A 16,241-nucleotide genomic window follows, 5' to 3' on the forward strand; every position below is an offset into this window, starting at 1 on the left:
ATCCGGTTGTGCTGATCGGCGCTATCAACGTCAAGATCAGGGTTCTGTCGCCGATCTTGTGATCGCGGGGGTCTGTGATCATGGTCGCGGTGCGCATGTGGTGGTTTCGAGCGGCTGTTCCCGCACCTGTCTGCCCTGGTCATCGAGCATGTCGATCGCAGTGACGGGGTGGTCGGGTTGACGGCGCGGGTGCGTGCCAGGTCGGCGTCCTGTCGCCGCTGTGGTCAGACCTCGGCCACGGTTCATGGCCGCTACTCGAGGCGGTTGGCCGACATCGGCGTCGGAGGCGCTCGTGTGGTGATCCGGTTGGCGGTTCGCCGGTTCCGCTGTCTCAATGACGCCTGTCGGGCGGCCACGTTCGCTGAGCAGGTGCCCGATCTGACCAGGCCCCATAGCCGTCACACGCCGCAGCTGCGCGCGATGCTGACCGCGATCGGGCTGGCGTTGGCGGGCCGTGCCGGTTCCCGGCTGGCCGCGGCGCTGGGCCAGGTCGCTGGTCGGGACACGCTGCTGCGGCTGGTCAAAGCCATCCCGGAGGAGCCTCTCGCCCTGGTGAAGGTGTTGGGAGTGGACGACTTCGCGTTGCGCCGAGGACGCCGCTATGCAACCGTGCTGATCGATCTTGACACCCGTCGACCGCTGGACATGTTCGACGGCCGCGACGGCGACCGGCTCGTGTCCTGGCTGCGGGAACATCCTGGTGTCGGTGATCTGTCGTGACCGGGCCCGCGGCTATGCCGAAGGCGCTCGAAGTGGTGCCCCTCAGGCGATCCAGGTCGCGGATCGGTTCCATCTCTGGCAGAACCTCGGCCAGGTCGTGGAGAAGACCGTCAACGTGTTGCGGCCGCATCTGGCCGACCCGACCCCAGCCCCGGAACCTTCGACGGAGCCTCCGCTGGTGATCCAACGGTCATCGGAGAAGAAGATCGTCAGCCGGATGCGCGAGCACTACGCCGCGGTTCGGCACCTGATCGGCGAGGGCTGGTCCAAGTCCGCGGTCGGACGTCAACTCGATCTGCACCCCGCCACCGTCCGCAAGTTCGCCAACGCCGCCTCCATCGACGAGCTGATCGCCAAGACCGAGCAACGCGCCCATCTCGTCGACGCGCACGTCGAATACCTGCACCAGCGGTGGAACGACGGGCACCGCAACGCCACCCAACTCTTCCGCGAGATCACCGAACACGGCTACGCCGGCGGCGAACTGGCTGTTCAACGCTATCTCCGACGGTTCCGCCACGGCAGGGGGCACGCGCCTGTCCCGGCGCCGAAACCGCCCTCGGTCCGGCAGATCACCACCTGGATCATGACTCGACCCGACCGCCTCACCCGAGACGACACCGCCCAACTCCGCAAACTCCGACGCAGATCCCCTGACCTGGACCGACTCGTCACCCACGTCCGCGACTTCGCCACCATGCTCACCGGACTGCAAGGCCAACGTCTCGACACCTGGATCACCGCCGCCGAGAACGACACCCTGCGACCACTCGCGTCCTTCGCCAACTTCCTCCGCCGCGACCTCGACGCCGTCCGCAATGGACTCACACTGCCTCACAGCTCCGGCCCAGTCGAAGGCACCATCAACCGCCTCAAAATGCTGAAACGACAGATGTTCGGCCGCGCCGGACTCGACCTCCTCCGAAACGCCTCATCCACACCTGACCCCCGCGATCACAAGATCGGCGACAGAACCAAGATCAGGGATGGTGCCGTGTCGAACCGGCCGATCTACGTGGCGGTCGGGATCGATCTCGCTGGTGAGCGTGACGTGCTGGGCATGTGGGTCGGCACCGGCGGCGAGGGTGCGAAGGGCTGGCTGAATCACCTGTCGGACCTGAAGAACCGCGGCGTGGAGGACGTCCTGATCGTCGCCTGCGACGGTCTGAAAGGCCTGCCCGAGGCGATCACCACGCTGTGGCCGGCCGCGACGGTGCAATTGTGCGTGGTGCACCTGGTGCGGGCCAGCCTGCGCTACGCCTCGAAGAAGTATTGGGCGCCGATCACCAAGCAATTGAAGCGGATCTATACCGCCCCCACCGCCGAGGCCGCGGAAACCGTGTTCACCGACTTCTGTGCCGAGTGGGAGGACAAGTATCCGGCGATGATCCGTCTGTGGCGCAACAGTTGGGAGCAGTTCACCCCATTTCTGGCGTTCCCGCCGGAGCTACGGAAACTCGTCTACACCACCAATCGATCGAGAGCTTGAACTCCCGGTTCCGGCAGGCCACGCGGCGTCGCGGACACTTCCCCAATGAGCAGGCCGCACTCAAGGCCCTGTATTTGGTGATCAAGAATCCGCTCAAGAACCGTTCCAATATCACCGGCCGAACGGGTAGGGTGGAAACAAGAGTTGAACACGCTCGCCATGTATTACGGCGACCGGCTCACCGCGCAGTAATCGACAGGGTGATCACACCATCACCCACAAGATTGCTGACACTCCCAGGTGTCAAGCCGTGGGCAACAGAGATGTCGCCGCGATCGGGCGTGAGAGTTCGCTAGCGTTCGCGGCGGACGATGGCGTGCTCATCGTTGACGTCGGAGTGATCGGGATACCCGACCCGATCGCCCCCGACGTAGAAGTGGTGGTCGGCGCCACAGTTGTCGGCGGGGCGGGGGTCGTGGTCTGTGCACACGGGTCCGCTGTGGTCGACGTGGCCGGGCTGGGCTGGGTCGCGGTCTGCGGCGCCGGGGGCGTCGGGCAGGTGGGCTCGGTAGGGCTCGGGGTGGTGGTGGTCGTCGGCTCGGCGCTAGTCGCGGTCGTTGGGCGGCGGATGGTGGTCGAGTCAGTGGTGAATATCGTGGTAGTCATCTGAGTCGGGGAAGGACTCGGACTTGGCGGGATTTGCGGAGTGGAAGTGTTCCCCGGAACAGCCTGCCTAGGCGAAGCGGGCGGCGCGGCCATCGCCCTGACGTGCGGCACTGGGGTGGTCGGGACCGGGGTCACGCCGCGAGCGTAGGAGTCGGCCCAGGACAGAACGGTGCGCACGTAACTGTTGGAGTGGTTGTAGCGGAACACGGCGGCGGCGCGGTTGGCCGGGTTAGACATGTCCATACCGCCCGAGCACAGGTACTTCGCTGAGCCCAGGGTGGCGTCGTAGATGTTGTTGGGGTTGGTCTCGCCGTCGCCGTTGCCGTCGGAGGCGTAGCCCTTCCAGGTGGAAGGGATGAACTGCATGGGGCCGACCGCGCGGTCCCAGCGGTTGTCGCCGTCGTAGCGGCCGCCGTCCGTGTCGGAGATAGCGGCGAAGCCTCCGCCGTTGAGCACTGGACCCAGGATCGGCGCGGCCGTGTCGCCCTTGGAGTTCACCCGGCCGCCGCGGGCGTGGTTGGACTCGATGCGGCCGATCGAGGCCAGCAGCGACCACTCCATGCGGCAGCCCGGTAGCGATGCGTTCACCGTTTGCGCAGCGCGCATGTAGGCGTCGAGCATGGCGCCCGGGATGCCCAGCGGACCGCTCGGCGCTGTACCCGGGCCGAAGTTCAGCACACCCGGGTTGCGTCCTGCCGCGAGGATGTCCGCGCCGATCACCACGGTCTCGGGCAGCGAGCCGTCCGCGCTGACTTCCGAAGGATCGGTCAGGCCAGGAAGTCCGGCACCGACCGATCGCGCTCCACCCAACTCGCCGCCAGTATCCCAGTGCGACGGCGAGCCTGCTGAGCTGACCACGCTTACGCATAGAAATGCTGCGGCACTGGTCAGGTAGCGCCAGCGCGTCGACGCTCCCGATGACGAACGTTTGGAATGCACTTGGACGTCGGCCAATCTGCGGTGAGGCTGGACACTCCAACCTTGGACTTCCAACGCGACGGTCGCACTAGGGGTCCAGCCCTAGCACTCCCCCAAGTTCGACCGCCGGTGTTGGTCGTCATCCGGGCAATGGTGAAGTGCGGACCCGATCGTGCTGTCGACACACCTGATCTTGGGGGCACGCCCAGGGACGAACCCTAATGACTGGATCTGGTCGCAAGCTGGATTGTCGACTGGGACCGCACCGAGCGGATGGCGTCCATTGCGCGGTGCTCGGGCGAGAGCGTTGGCGGAGTACCGGATGGTGATCAGTGGCGAAGCTGTGGTTCGAGCGATACTTGCTGGGCGCCCTTCGCGCAGTGGACTGCGGCGAGATCGTTGGCACTTCGGCCTCAGGAGTCCTTCGACACCGCAGCCTCGAATTATCCGAGGGACTGTTCGCTGCGCTGTTCCAACTCCGCCGAGATGGACATGTCGACCTGGCCGATCGCGCAGGCGCCGATGGGTGGTTCCCAGCTGTGCTCACCGAGAGCGGAACGCGCCTGCTTCATGCCTGGACCGCCTACCTGGTCGAAGAACACACGCAGCGCGCCCAGGCTCGCATGACCAGATGACAATACTCCGGTTTCGATGTCATCCAAATCTGTTTCTACTGTCCACGACACAAGATCATGTCAGAACCGGCCATTAAGATCCACATGAGACGCGCCCTTAGGAGGTTTCCATCATTATTCCGAGAATCTCACGACGTTTAGTTATTCCGAGTTTGCGATAGACATTTCCTGGGTGAACCTCAATCGTCTTGGGTGTCACGAACAGTGTTTGTGCGATTTCTCGGTTGGTGAAATGCTGGGCAGCCAATTCCGCTACACGGCGTCCGCTGGGTCAGTGTGTCGGGCCCAGTGAGCCCATTTCATCCTCTGGTGGTCTCGTGGTTCTGTAGGACGTGGATGGCTTTGGCCAGTCGGCCTGCGCGGCGTGGGCAGCAGCGGAGTTTGCGCAGGATGCGCCAGGTCTTGAGTTGAGCGTTGGCGCGTTCGCCGGGACCGCGGAGCCGGGCGTGGGCGCGGTTGGCGTCTTTCTGCGATTCCGGCTTGTTCCGACCCCTGTAAGGGGTGATCACGTGCCTGCCCGTGGGGTCGTAGCCGTGGTAGCCCTTGTCGGCCAGGGCGATCAGCCCTGCGTCGCGGAGGGCGGCGAGGATGTTCCAGATCCGAGCCGCGGCGGTGTCGTGGGTGCTGCCCGGCAACTGGCCCGAAACCCACAAGATCGCCCCTTCCGGTGAGGCGATGACCTGCAGGTTCACCCCATGGATCTTGTGCTTGCCGGAGTAGAAGGGGCGGTCGGCGGCCACCCGGTCGATCGGGATCAGCGTGCCGTCGACCACCACGTAGGCCACGCCCGCCCGCTTGGCCGTGCGCAGCGCGGTCCGCAGCTTCGGTGCCCGCCGCGCGAGCAGTTCCACGGTCTCGTCCACATACCGCCAGCAGGTGGTGGTCGACACGCCGAACCCGGCACCGACCTCGGCGAACGGCTCACCCTTGCGCAGATACACCAGCACCAGCAGGGCCTGCTGGCCCGGGTTCAACACCCGCCACCGCGACCCGATCTCAGCGCGGTGGGCGCGGATCAGGCCGGACACGAAAGTCAGGGTCGCATGCGACACGGGCAGCGCGGCACGGTAGAACAACATCTGAAGCCCCTGGGCGCAACTGGACGATCTTGGTCGAAAGTCCTGCTACCAGGGGCTTCGCCACGCCCAGACGCCGCCACGCCGACGGCCATCAACACGTGATCACCAGAAGTCTTGCCCACCAACACATCCACCTCAGGATGAAATGGGCTCAGTGAGCCCGACACGTCGTGGGCGGGCTCCTGCGGTGACGAGTTCCGTGTGGGCGCGACCTGCCACCGCGGCAGCTCCAAGTCTCAGCTTTATAGTGACAATCGTCAAAGCAATGCTGTACATGGTCGGGAGTGGGCAGCCGACTCAACGCGACGCGCAACTCAAGCCCGGTCACCGATCTCGGCATGGGCGGTACCCACTACGTGCCACTCGCGCTCCATTTGCCACGAACCCTTCGTTCGTCGCTCCAGCACGACATGTGCGTCGCTGCGAGTGCTGTGGCGGCACGTGGCCGGAGCGCGGTCAGGATCACGATACGCGACGGCAAGTGTGCCAACGACGGGCTGGCTCACACGCACGTTGATCCGCCGCTCCCCGACCCTCCCGCTAACAGACCACGTCAGTCCATCGACCTCGGTATGAAACCGAGGCGCGACGAGAAGGGGGTCGCAGTTGGGCCAGCGTTCGCCGTCGAGGTGGAGTGCAAGAAACGTAACTGGAGGGAGCACCCGCAGAACCGGGCGACGGGCCACGGCGGAGACGATCTCCAAGACGTCCCCACCACCCAGTTCGGCATGAAGCCACGTCCAGCATTGAGCGTTGCCGTGTCCGTAGATCCTCGCCGAGGCACCCGGTGCGCCGACGAGATCCAGGACGCCGCCCGGCCAGCGGACATAGCCCGTGTACCTCGCGGTTGGAGCGGGCACGACGTGCGCGGCCGGAAGAAGCGACCGCCGCCACGCCCAGGCCGGGAAGGTGAGTAGAGGTTCGGTAGGACTTGAGATAGCGACGTCCCAGTGTGCCTCGGTAGTCTTGCCTCGCAGGTGGTGACGGCTCTGCTCCACTGGTCCTGCCTGAAAGACGAGGTTCCGGCCAAGCGTGGTTTCCGCGTACGGGGTGGGACCGAAGCGGCTGAGGGCGGGCACCTGCCCGGGTGGGAATACGGCGATCCAGCCAAGCGTGTGGGCGGCGTCTCCGTTCGTGGGAGCCACGAGTTCGTGATGCAGCCAGATGCCAGTACCCGTGTGTGGATCAGTCAGCGTGGTGTACCAAACCTCGAGTCGGCCTCGCTGGCCCTTCCACCGCGGCGACCAATAGTCGACCACCTTTTCTCCTTTGTGCACTGAGCTACTCGACCCACGAAGGCGAGTGTTTGGTCGCCCGCTACTCGAGTTCGGGCGGCAGCGGTCAAGCCACCGCCGCATTCACTTGGCGGGCTCAGAAGTCTCTGTCTCGGATGAGGTACTGGTCGTCGATGTCGACGATCCCGAGGAGGTGGTTGGAGTTCGGGTTGGTCCAACCGAGGTGATGGTCGGCTCAGAGGCCGATTCCGCTGTTGGGCTGCTGCCAGCAGCACCGCTCGGAGTCGGTAGCGGAGTCCCGCTGGCTGGCAGCGCCGTGATCGGCGGCTCGCTGGGACGGTCAGACAACCTGGTTGCCTCGTCTGTTGTGGCGCGTGGTCGTGTGGGCTCCGACGTCTGTATGGGAGCGGTGGGGCTTTCCTTGACCTCACTGGGCGATGTGCTCGGCGGCCCGAGAGGCGGGACTTCGACCGCGGCGGCGCCCACAGATCGCGGGAGTATCCGCTTGGCGCCCGCGTAGCCGTCCAGCCACAGCCGACTGATCTTCACGACATCCCCTGTCTGAGGCGCGTGGATGACCATTGTCCCACCTACATACAGTCCAACGTGGTTGACTATCTCCGCCCCCTCATCGCGAAGAGCCCAGAACACGAGATCTCCGGGCTGGAGGTCTCGGAGTTCAACCGAGGCGCCTACGCGCGCTTGCTGCCGCGCCGTCCGGGGGAGTGATATCCCGATTTGAAGGTATGTCTGCTGGGTGAGTCCCGAGCAGTCGAACGAATCCGGCCCTGTCCCGCCCCATTGGTAGGGCTTACCGCGCTGACTGAACGCGTACTCCATCAGCGCGGCTCGACCATGATTGGCCGCCGAGGATACGAAGCCGTTCGCCGCGAAGCTTGGCTCGGACCGTATGGGCTGATCCGTCGAGGGTTCGGCATCCTTAGCTGCTTCGGGCGCTTGGGGATCAGTCGAATTCTCCAGTGCCGACAACTCTTGTTCCAGACGCCACCGACGAGGACCATGCATGTCGGTGTCGGATGGCTCAATGCGCGGCACAGCCGACCTTGGCGGGACAAAGGCGTCGCCCGCAAGCTCAGGTGAGTCGATGGCGGCACCCAACAACGCGCCGGTGGCGAGCAGCACGGGTGCTACGACGAGCGCGCGCGCCCAGCCGATCATGTGGTTCCCTCCGGCGTGGCGAACTCAGCCTCCCACAAGGTGAAGTGGTCCCGGTACGAGTCAAGCTGTTTGTGGTCGATAGCGACATCTCCCAACTCGACTTCAAAGCGCAGTTTTAGGGACCATGAGCGCAACGCCGCGACCAAAAGCAGTGCAGATGTGAGTATCGCCAGCGCCGCATCCCGCAAGCGACGTGACCATCTCGACCCAGAAGTATCGGGCGCCACGATTCCCTCCTCGTCAAGGCGGACAGGACTTAACGCGCGCACCGCCAGACTCACGTGTGCGCCTGAGGGCCGCATCGGGGGGCACCCCAAGTTCATTACCAACAGTGTGACGTGCCCCCACGCGTAGCGGCTAGCTACAGAGGGCAATTGAGTATTGATTACTCAATTGCTGGTTGTCTCGGGCGAGAGATCATTTATGCGGTCCGGCGGACACCCCAGACGCCAATGGCGCTTCTTTAAGTTTAGAGGCGGTGCAGGGTGATGGTGTGGGTGACTTTCCAGGTGGAGGGTTGTCCAGGTTTGCGGGTGGGTCCGCCGGTTCCGGTTGCTCGTCGTTTGCTCGATTCCGTGGCCGCGTTGTTCGGTTTTCAGGGCGCCGCAGCACCTGCAGACTGTGGGTGGGACGCGGGCAGGCGCCGAGCGTGACGCGGATGATCACCTCGATTTCAGATGGCCGCTGCGGCGACACAGTTGGTCACCGCGACCGCCACAAAACGTGATGGGACGGCGGGATCCGACACAGCCCCTGCTCCATGTCGGTCCCGCCGTCCCGCCCGGCCCCGCTCCGCCGGACCCGCGAACCCTAACCACGTCGCGTGCTGGCGGGCCGCGCGGATGATCGCGTTCCTCCCCCGCGCCGGGGAGTTTCGCCGTCTGCGGCGGCGAAACGGGCGTGGCGGCGTCGTGGGTCGTGCACTGTGGGTCGTGGTTGGGGCGTTCCCGGTGGCCACGAACCGGTGATCGGCTCATCCGGTGCGTGGCCACCGGTGTGCGTCCCGGGGTGAGGCGTCACCCGAAATGGCGATCTTGTGGTTCTCCGCGGAGACGTGGCATGCCGCAGAGCGTCCTGTTCGACCCGCGTTAAGGTGCCTCGCCACCATCGTGTCGCGATCAGGGCACGGCGACGCGACCGATGTGCGGTCGCGCGCCGCCTCGAAGCTCCGATCGGATTGCGGGAGGGCGTCGCAGGCGGGCGACGTGCACGGGTGGTTACCCGCGCACGCTTCGGGCGCCTACTCACAGTGGTCTATCGCCCATGTGGGGCAGGCGCATCCCGTGAATTGCTCACACACTGTCACATGAGTCGGCGGCGTGCAGGGGCACTGGGAATTCGCCGGCGCGCGGGACAGGGGAGGTCGCCATGGGTGAACAGGCTGGGTTCGCGTTGTTGATCGAGCGCGCGCGGGGTGGGGACAGTGCGGCGCTGGAGGAGTTGCTGTCCACGGTGTATACCCGGGTGGTGGGGTGGAGCGGGCGGCGGATCACGGCGTGGGAGGGTCGGCTGGCCACGGCCGAGGACGTGGCGCAAGAGGTGTGCCTGGCGGTGGTGTTGATGATGCGCCGCCGCGAGTTGGACGCCGACTCGTTCTGGCCGCTGGTGCTGGGGGTGGTCGCGCACAAGGTCGGTGATGCCCGCCGCAGGGTGGGTCGTGACCGCAGCGAGCCCGTGGCCTTCCTGGCGGACGAGATCGACGAGGCGGGGACGGGGCCGGAGGACACCGCGATCCGCGCCGAGGACGCCAAAGCGCTGACCGAGCTGTTCGATGTGCTCACCGAGCCGCAGCGCAGACTGCTGTGGCTGCGTGTGGGATTGGGGATGTCGACCACCGAGGTCGCCACCGAGCTGGGATGCTCCGACGCCGCGGTCCGGGTGCGTCAACACAGGGCGCTCAACCGTCTGCGCGCCCACCTCGCCGATATGCTCGACACCCAACCGCATGCCGGGACATTGCGTGTCGCGGGCTGACGAGCAGCACCAGAGTCATCCACTATGGACACACCAAGGTTGTCCGACGATGGCGGTGGTCCCGAACCCCTGGGGGTTAGGACGCGGAACCACCGTCTGCAGGCCCGGTCGAGGCGCAGGATGCTCCGTGGGCCTTCGTCCAGGCTAACCCGGTGACATCCCGTTCGCCATCGGCGGTCAACTCATCCGCGGCCAGGAAACAGGCCCTGATGGATTCGGCCCCTGGTGTGGCGGAGGACGAAACCCGGCATCAGAGTGACTCGGACGCGGCGTGGTCGGGTCCGAGCAGCACCGCGAACACGGGGGGATCGCCGGGGCCGCGTCGGGCATCGGGTTCCGGGTCGGTGCCCCGGTGGGCGGTAACGGGTGGGCGTCGGGTCGGGTGGTGCACGTAGCGGCCGAGCAGCAGCATCATGCGACCCGGAGGGATCGCGCACAGTGTTGCCAGCGGGGCGAGGGTGTGGTCGGTGAGTCGCCATGTCCGCGATCCGTCGATGGTGTGGAACCGGCCGCGGTCGAGCATGCTGCGCGCCCAGGCGCGCGCTGGGGCCAGTCGGGTCGGAATCGAGGCGGCCAGCCCGTCCAAGTCCACCACGATGTCGTCGATGTCGGACTTGCCGCCGCGTCGTTCCCGCAACACTTGCTCCTCCATCCCGCACAGCACCGTCGCGACGTCCACCCCCAGCGCCGCGCAGAGCTGCAGCAGCCGCGGCACGGTGCACGACCTGATTCCGCGTTCGTAGGAGGCCAATGTCTGCCGCGACAACATGGTCCCGGTGACGGCACGGACCCGGTCAGCCAGCTCACCCAACGTCCATCCGCGATGTGTCGGGCACGCCACAACTCCACACCCAGGCACTTGCCGTAGATCGACACCGCCGCCACACCCACCCCATCCGTCGAGCCCGACCGAACACGGTCGCCACGAACAGTAGGCGGCCGACCCCCGAGGCGCCCAAACGCCGCACACGCCGGTGATACCAGACGCTCTACCCTAGGTTGGGCGAACACCGACGCCGCGCTCCACCTCCATCGCTGACACCTGGCCGGGTGATGCGGTGCGTGGGCGTCGCCGTGGTCACGGTCCCCGACACTGAGCCGACAGGGTGATCACTGTCGCTGGACCCGGTCCACATGCTCTCCGTGGCGATGCGCGTGTCTGTCCTGTTCGGACACACGGTGTCAGCCGCATCCCGTCCCGCGAGCACCGGGCCGCCGGTAATGTGATCTACCGCGCCGCGGTGCCGGTGCGCGGTGGGCACATTCGGCAGGAACCCTTGAGGTAGGTGTCGACCTAGTGGTCGACGCGCCCTACGGCGCGGGGGGAACATCAGATCGAGTCGCCCGGGCTGAGAGCGACGCTCCACAACGACCACCCGTGGGGGGTGACCGGCATCCAGGGCGGGCAGTTGCATCCGTCGCGCCAACAAGTACCCCGGGTGACTACACCGGAGGTGTGGCGTCGCGAACCTGAGGATGCGCGCTCCGCCGACGGATCGGATGCTCAGGCGGCCGATGAGAACCGATACGGGAAGCCGAGCGGGGAGCCTGACCGCACGATCCCGTCGGGCACGGTCGCGCGGGAGTCGACCGCCACGGTCGGCCGATCGAGGACGGAGGGGTACTGATGACCGACCGAACCCGCGACACGACGCGACAAGGTGAGAGCTTCGAGAAGCGTGGAGGCTACGCCGCCCCACGCAAGCCCTTCGAGCTGCCGACCGTGCCCGCGGGCCCCGCGCAAAGGCTCCGCCGAATCCAGCGGCCCCAGCACTCCGACCACCGGTGCCACCTCCACCGAGGACTGACCCTCAGGATCCTGGACGTCCGCCCCGAAGGCTCCACCCCGGGGCGGCATGATCATGATCCGCGCGGGTGCCAGGGTCCGGCGCCGTGTCGCTCGTGCGGGAGGGCGCATAGAGTGCCGTGCCATGCCGAGATTCGCTGCCTACACCAGTGTCGGGTTACGCGACGCGAGTACGGCCGCCCGGCTGCCGTGGGATGGCCGGGTGGTCACGCTGATCTGTGTCGGCGCCGACGGGGTCGTGTCGCAGGCCAAGACGGTGCCGGAGAAGCGGAACCTGTTGGACATGGCCGGGAGTAAGGATCTTGTGTTGGTCGCCTGGCCCGGTCAGTGGAGTCAGGACGTCTACGTCGTTGACGACCGCAAGGCCGCGCGGGCCGCCCTCGACGCCGCCACCTGACCATCCCGGCAGTGCGCCCGGATCGGTGGTTCCACCTGGTGGGTGCGGGCTCCGCCGCACGTCAGGTGTGGGCGGTTCGCCAGGCGTGGAGGATGTCAGGCCGGAGTCTGCCCCGGTCGGGGACGGTGATGCCTTGGGTGCGTGCCCAGGCGCGGAGTTCTGCGGTGGTGGGGTCGGGCGCGGTGGGGGCGGCATCGAGTTCACCGCTCATGATGCCGACGCGGGCGGCGGCGGCCTGTTCGCTGCTTGCCCAGGTGTGGGCAGCGGCCAGGTACCGGTAGGTCCATTCCTCGGCGAGGGCGCGGGTCTCGCAGAACACGATGGCGACGTTGGGCCAACGGATCTGGAGTTCGGCCAGGCCGTCGGCGACCACGGCCGGGCGTACCCGGTCCTGGGAGAAGATCGCCGAGTAGCGGTCCTCGACGACCACGGCGGCGCGGGGCAGCGCGGCGAGTTCGCCCAGGGCGTAGCGCAGGGTGCCGCCGGTGAGGCTGGAGACCAGGTCGGGTAGGGATTTGCGTTCCACGCAGGCGACAAGGCGGCCGTCGACGGTGATGCCGTAGTCGCCGCAGGGCAGCGCCCGGGACACGGTGCGCGCCTGTTGGTGGGCGAAGCGGTAGGCGTAGCGCTCGCGCGGGTCGACCACGATCTCCAACTCGGTGATCCCGGCGGCCCTTGCGGTCGGGGTCCGCACGTCGGGGCGGGCCTGCTTGCGGGTGCGCGCCGACTGCCAGAACACCACCTCCCGGCCGCGGGCGGTGGTGAACACGATCTGCGAGCGGTTCTCCCGCGACCGGTCGAGAACCAGGTCGATCGCGGCGCCACGTCGCACACAGGACCGAACCCCTACCCGCTCCACCAGTTCGGGATCGGCGGGCCAGTCGCCGGAGGGCATCGGATGGCAGTAGAGGGCCTTGGTACGCGGCCACGTCCCCGACGTGCGCAACACGAGGCCGTCGTCGCCCAACGGCAGGCGCAGCAGGTAGGGCAGGCGCGTATCGGGGTCCGGGTTCCGCGCGATCAACAGCTCCACCCCACCAGTCTCCCGCACACCGAGCTGCTCGGCCGGGTCTACGGCGACATCGGGTATTCGGTCGCCGCGCGTGGCCGTCGATCGCTACGCCGCCGACTTTCCACGCGTGCGTGGTGTGTGGGACAGCGGGTCATCAAGGGTGGAGGCGAGTTCGGCGACGATCACCGCCAGGGACGTCGGATCCCAGATCAGGCCGCCGTGGCTGGTGTGGACCTCGTGGTGGCGGGCGGCGGGGTCGAGGGTGCTGCGCCAGTAGACGATGGTGTCGGTGCGGGAGTGCATCGACAGGAACCGCACGGTGTCGGGGAACGGGCCGGCCAGGTCGGCGCGGAGTTTGGCGCAGCAGCCGCCCCACAGGCAGGCCGGGGTGAGCAGGCCGGGGACGCCGAGCGCGCCCGCGGCGCTGAGCGCGGCGACCGGCGCGGCCAGCAGTGGATGCACGGCGAACAGGCGGGTGAGCGGGCTGCCCAGGGTGATCAACCCGCGCAGCAGTCCGGGCCTGCGCACCGCCGCGGTCCGGGCGAACTGGCCGCCGCGGCTGTGCCCGATCACCACCGCGGGCCGTCCCGTGGTGGTGACGAGCTCGGCCAGGGCGTCTTCGACGGCCTGTGTGGTTGCCTCGCCGCAGCCGACACCGAAACCGACCGACGGTACGACCACGTGACAGTGGAGCCGGTGCAGCAGGTCGCGCAGGGGGCGCAGCAGCGCCGGGGTGCTGCCCATCCCGCCGACCAGCAGCACGGGCAGCCCGCCGGCGTCCACGGGCGGCGTCTGCCACAGCGGGTGCTGTTCGATGGCCGCGCGCTGGGTCAGGGCCTGGGCCTCGTGCCATAACGGCAGCCGCAACACCGCCGCCACCCGCCGCGCCAGCGCAGGGCGATCGTCGTGGGCGGTGCCGTGGACCGGGCGTGGGTCCGGCGCCGCGCACCCCGCGGCCGCTACCACGCTGCCGAGAGGAACTGCGCTCGTGTCGTCGGTCATCCAACCCACCCGCCTCACCGCGGTTGTCCTGACGGGACGATGCCCGCTCATCGAGATACGGAGGATCACCACCGTGTGGTTCACCGTGACCCATGCCACCCAGCCCCGCGACGGGGTCTATCCCTGGTCTGCCCCCGAAAGTCCCGGGCTGGTTCCCGGAGCGCCCACCGATCAGGCAGTTCCGACGGTGACGGGCGGACTCACCCGGTGGGCACCACGGGGGTTCGGCGGGTTGTCCGGCGGCGCCACCCTGATGCATCGGGCGAATGGTGGGGTTGCTGCTAGGGGTCCTCACCGATGCGGCGCGGTGTGTTCGGGCGCAGTCTGGTACAGCCCAGGAAACCCCAGACGCGTCGTTCAGGTCGTGATCAGCATGAGTCTCACGGATCGGATTGACCGGTCGGCGACCGCCGCGGCCAGGCTCACCACGGTCTGGACGGCTCCTGCTCCGGTGTCGGGTTCCTCGGCTGCCGGGGTGTCCGGGCGGGCGTTGGCGATGTTGCGGGCCGTCGCGGCGGGCCGCGCCGAGCTGGTGCTGGGATGCGAGCCGGACATGCTGGTCGACGGCGTGGCCTGCTGCGATCAAGTCACCGCCCACGACCTGGCCCGGGCGGGTCTGGTGCGCCCGGCTCGACTGGGACTCGTCGGGCACCGCGTCCCCGCGGCCCTCACCCACGCCGGACACGCCGTGCTCCGCGCGGGCACCTCCGTCGCCTGACACCGATCATGACCGCGACCATCCGACCCGCCATCGCCGCCGCCCGATCGGCGAGCGAGGTGCGGCACGACGAACCCGTCCCGCTGGCCGGCAGGCGGCTCGCGGTCACCCTGGCCGCCGAGGACCGCGCCGAGGTCGAACACGGACTGTCCCCGCACGAGCGGATCACCTGCCGCTTGCACCGGCGCTGGGCCCACGAGTGCATCGCCTCACCCCAGCACGTCATCCCCGTCACCGGGCACCGCTGGTGCGACGAGTGCCGCACCGCGGTCACCGTCGCGGTCGACGAATGGCGCGGCCGGGTCGCGCTGGCCTGCCCGCGCTGCCACCGCACCCCGGCCACCCGCGCCACCGAACAGATCATCCGCACGTGCCAGGCGAGCCTGCGGGCCGCGCACCGGGCCCCCGCCGACGCAGGCCGCGCGGTGCCGCGCCCAGCGCCGTCGGCGGCCTGACCAGGGGCCGATCATCATGGCCGCGACCGTCCCGACACCGGCGCCGTTGCACGGGCGGCTACCGAGGTTGGCCGCGGCCGCGTCATTGACCGCCGCCGCCGCGGCGATCGTGGCCGGCATCGGCTACGTCCTGGGTTCCCGGATCACCACCGCCGCGCTGACCACGGTCCCCCGGCGCCGCGCCCGCTGAACCCGAGCCACCGCGCACGCGGGGCGGTGCCGCGCGGGCTGCTGACGCCGGTCGTCTCCCGCCGGTCGCCGTCGCGTCGGGGCCGCAGTCGAGCCGGCGGCGCGGAGCCGGGCGAGGCGTTCATCGAGCAGCGCCTCCAGCTCGGCGGAGTGTGCGCCGTTCCCGCAGCATCACCCACGGGGTCCTCACCTGCGCACTCGCATCGGCCTGCGCGGTCGCGACCGCGAGAACCTGCTCGACCAGGGCACTGTCGGCAGGCGTCGGCCGGGTGGCGTCGAGGCCGTGGTGCGGGCAGGTCCACGTCGACGGCGGTTCGGCGGTGCGGGCGAACACAATAGGCAGCGTGTGGCCCCGCCCACCGGGACAGCGGTCGTCGACGGTGACGCGGGCGGCCAGACCGTCGCCGCGGTCGGGCTCGGCACGACCGCCCTGCCCCGGGCGGGTGGCGCGGATCGATCTCGACGGAACGGCATCAGTCGTGGTCGGCGCTGTCGATGATGGTGTCCGGGCCGGGGTAGACGAGTCCCTCGTGGCCGTCGGTGAACCGCACCAGGAACGGGGCGGTGCCCTCCGGCCCGCGGACCTCGATGATCTCGCCCGCGCGTTCGGCCTGGCCGACGGTCCGGGAGTGGACCCGGATCCGATCTCCGATGGCGGCTCGCATGATGGAGTCCTCCCTGGGGTTCGCCGGCCCCGTCGGGGGCGGGTATCTCGTCGGTGTGGTGTGAGCATGTCCGCTGTCGCGCCCGGCCACCACCCGGGACACGGGGCCGGCGTGGATCGCTTGCCGGGCAAGGCGTCCACCGCAGCCACCCTCCCCTCGGC

16 protein-coding genes and 4 pseudogenes are annotated in these 16,241 nt (G+C 68.2%); 9 read left to right on the top strand and 11 right to left on the bottom strand.

Annotated features, from left to right (window positions below; translation table 11 throughout):
- Positions 1-189: 189 nt before the first annotated feature.
- A complete protein-coding gene (locus ACSHT8_RS15610; protein WP_436502079.1) occupies positions 190-720 on the top strand; it encodes a transposase family protein in 531 nt (176 codons plus the stop codon).
- Positions 707-775: pseudogene (locus ACSHT8_RS15615) on the top strand (hypothetical protein); the annotation flags it as partial. The gene ACSHT8_RS15610 and the pseudogene ACSHT8_RS15615, both read left to right, overlap by 14 nt.
- 135 nt (positions 776-910) lie before the next feature.
- On the opposite strand, the gene ACSHT8_RS15620 reads toward ACSHT8_RS15615, so the two are convergent.
- Positions 911-1,216, bottom strand: coding sequence for a hypothetical protein (locus ACSHT8_RS15620; RefSeq protein WP_436502266.1), 306 nt, complete (start codon positions 1,214-1,216; stop codon positions 911-913).
- 90 nt (positions 1,217-1,306) lie between these two features.
- Here ACSHT8_RS15620 and ACSHT8_RS15625 point away from each other — a divergent pair.
- Together ACSHT8_RS15625 and ACSHT8_RS15630 are read left to right on the top strand one after the other, a co-directional pair.
- A pseudogene (locus tag ACSHT8_RS15625) lies at positions 1,307-1,630 on the top strand (transposase); the annotation flags it as partial.
- 66 nt (positions 1,631-1,696) lie between these two features.
- Positions 1,697-2,401, top strand: a pseudogene (locus ACSHT8_RS15630) (IS256 family transposase); the annotation flags it as partial.
- 51 nt (positions 2,402-2,452) lie between these two features.
- On the opposite strand, the gene ACSHT8_RS15635 reads toward ACSHT8_RS15630, so the two are convergent.
- The 5 genes and pseudogenes from ACSHT8_RS15635 to ACSHT8_RS15655 all read right to left on the bottom strand — a co-directional run bounded on the left by ACSHT8_RS15635 (position 2,453) and on the right by ACSHT8_RS15655 (position 7,861).
- The gene (locus ACSHT8_RS15635; RefSeq protein WP_436501748.1) at positions 2,453-3,625 is read right to left on the bottom strand and encodes a lytic transglycosylase domain-containing protein; all 1,173 of its coding nucleotides are present in this window, start codon (positions 3,623-3,625) and stop codon (positions 2,453-2,455) included.
- Between the two features lie 551 nt (positions 3,626-4,176).
- On the bottom strand, positions 4,177-4,395 hold the full coding sequence (locus tag ACSHT8_RS15640; RefSeq protein WP_436501749.1) for a hypothetical protein: 219 nt from the start codon (positions 4,393-4,395) through the stop codon (positions 4,177-4,179).
- 70 nt (positions 4,396-4,465) lie between these two features.
- Positions 4,466-4,618, bottom strand: a pseudogene (locus tag ACSHT8_RS15645) (helix-turn-helix transcriptional regulator); the annotation flags it as partial.
- A 49-nt stretch (positions 4,619-4,667) separates the two neighbouring features.
- The gene (locus ACSHT8_RS15650) at positions 4,668-5,447 is read right to left on the bottom strand and encodes a transposase family protein (RefSeq protein ID WP_436495584.1); all 780 of its coding nucleotides are present in this window, start codon (positions 5,445-5,447) and stop codon (positions 4,668-4,670) included.
- Positions 5,448-6,805: 1,358 nt separating this feature from the next.
- Positions 6,806-7,861, bottom strand: coding sequence for an NlpC/P60 family protein (locus tag ACSHT8_RS15655; protein ID WP_436501750.1), 1,056 nt, complete (start codon positions 7,859-7,861; stop codon positions 6,806-6,808).
- Positions 7,862-9,229: 1,368 nt separating this feature from the next.
- Between ACSHT8_RS15655 and ACSHT8_RS15660 the strand changes: the two genes are divergently transcribed.
- Entirely contained in the window at positions 9,230-9,835 is a 606-nt protein-coding gene (locus ACSHT8_RS15660; RefSeq protein ID WP_436501751.1) for a sigma-70 family RNA polymerase sigma factor, read from the top strand.
- A 250-nt stretch (positions 9,836-10,085) separates the two neighbouring features.
- On the opposite strand, the gene ACSHT8_RS15665 is transcribed toward ACSHT8_RS15660, so the two are convergent.
- Positions 10,086-10,805, bottom strand: coding sequence for a helix-turn-helix domain-containing protein (locus ACSHT8_RS15665; RefSeq protein ID WP_436501752.1), 720 nt, complete (start codon positions 10,803-10,805; stop codon positions 10,086-10,088).
- Positions 10,806-11,766: 961 nt separating this feature from the next.
- Between ACSHT8_RS15665 and ACSHT8_RS15670 the strand changes: the two genes are divergently transcribed.
- Positions 11,767-12,039, top strand: coding sequence for a hypothetical protein (locus ACSHT8_RS15670; protein WP_436501753.1), 273 nt, complete (start codon positions 11,767-11,769; stop codon positions 12,037-12,039).
- Between the two features lie 61 nt (positions 12,040-12,100).
- Here ACSHT8_RS15670 and ACSHT8_RS15675 read toward each other — a convergent pair whose 3' ends face one another.
- Together ACSHT8_RS15675 and ACSHT8_RS15680 are read right to left on the bottom strand one after the other, a co-directional pair.
- Positions 12,101-13,072, bottom strand: coding sequence for an ERCC4 domain-containing protein (locus ACSHT8_RS15675; RefSeq protein ID WP_436501754.1), 972 nt, complete (start codon positions 13,070-13,072; stop codon positions 12,101-12,103).
- Between the two features lie 84 nt (positions 13,073-13,156).
- On the bottom strand, positions 13,157-14,053 hold the full coding sequence (locus tag ACSHT8_RS15680; RefSeq protein ID WP_436501755.1) for an esterase/lipase family protein: 897 nt from the start codon (positions 14,051-14,053) through the stop codon (positions 13,157-13,159).
- A 496-nt stretch (positions 14,054-14,549) separates the two neighbouring features.
- On the opposite strand from ACSHT8_RS15680, the gene ACSHT8_RS15685 reads away from it, so the two are divergent.
- From ACSHT8_RS15685 to ACSHT8_RS15695, 3 genes are read left to right on the top strand one after another with little or no spacing between them, the layout of a single operon-like run.
- Positions 14,550-14,771, top strand: a complete 222-nt coding sequence (locus tag ACSHT8_RS15685) for a hypothetical protein (RefSeq protein ID WP_436502080.1) — start codon at positions 14,550-14,552, stop codon at positions 14,769-14,771.
- A gap of 8 nt (positions 14,772-14,779) precedes the next feature.
- Positions 14,780-15,226 carry a hypothetical protein gene (locus tag ACSHT8_RS15690; protein WP_436501756.1) on the top strand — a complete coding sequence of 149 codons (447 nt, stop codon included), beginning with the start codon at positions 14,780-14,782 and terminating at the stop codon, positions 15,224-15,226.
- Positions 15,227-15,242: 16 nt separating this feature from the next.
- Positions 15,243-15,416: a hypothetical protein gene (locus ACSHT8_RS15695; RefSeq protein WP_436501757.1), complete on the top strand. Its 174-nt coding sequence runs from the start codon at positions 15,243-15,245 to the stop codon at positions 15,414-15,416.
- Between the two features lie 120 nt (positions 15,417-15,536).
- On the opposite strand, the gene ACSHT8_RS15700 is transcribed toward ACSHT8_RS15695, so the two are convergent.
- Positions 15,537-15,869 (bottom strand): RNA polymerase-binding protein RbpA, encoded by a 333-nt coding sequence (locus ACSHT8_RS15700; protein ID WP_436502081.1) that lies wholly within the window; start codon positions 15,867-15,869, stop codon positions 15,537-15,539.
- A gap of 19 nt (positions 15,870-15,888) precedes the next feature.
- Complete coding sequence (locus ACSHT8_RS15705; protein ID WP_436501758.1) at positions 15,889-16,080, bottom strand: DUF1918 domain-containing protein; 192 nt, start codon at positions 16,078-16,080, stop codon at positions 15,889-15,891.
- Positions 16,081-16,241: the final 161 nt, after the last annotated feature.

The sequence above is a fragment of the Actinokineospora sp. HUAS TT18 genome (genome assembly GCF_051364635.1).
Lineage (GTDB): Bacteria > Actinomycetota > Actinomycetes > Mycobacteriales > Pseudonocardiaceae > Actinokineospora.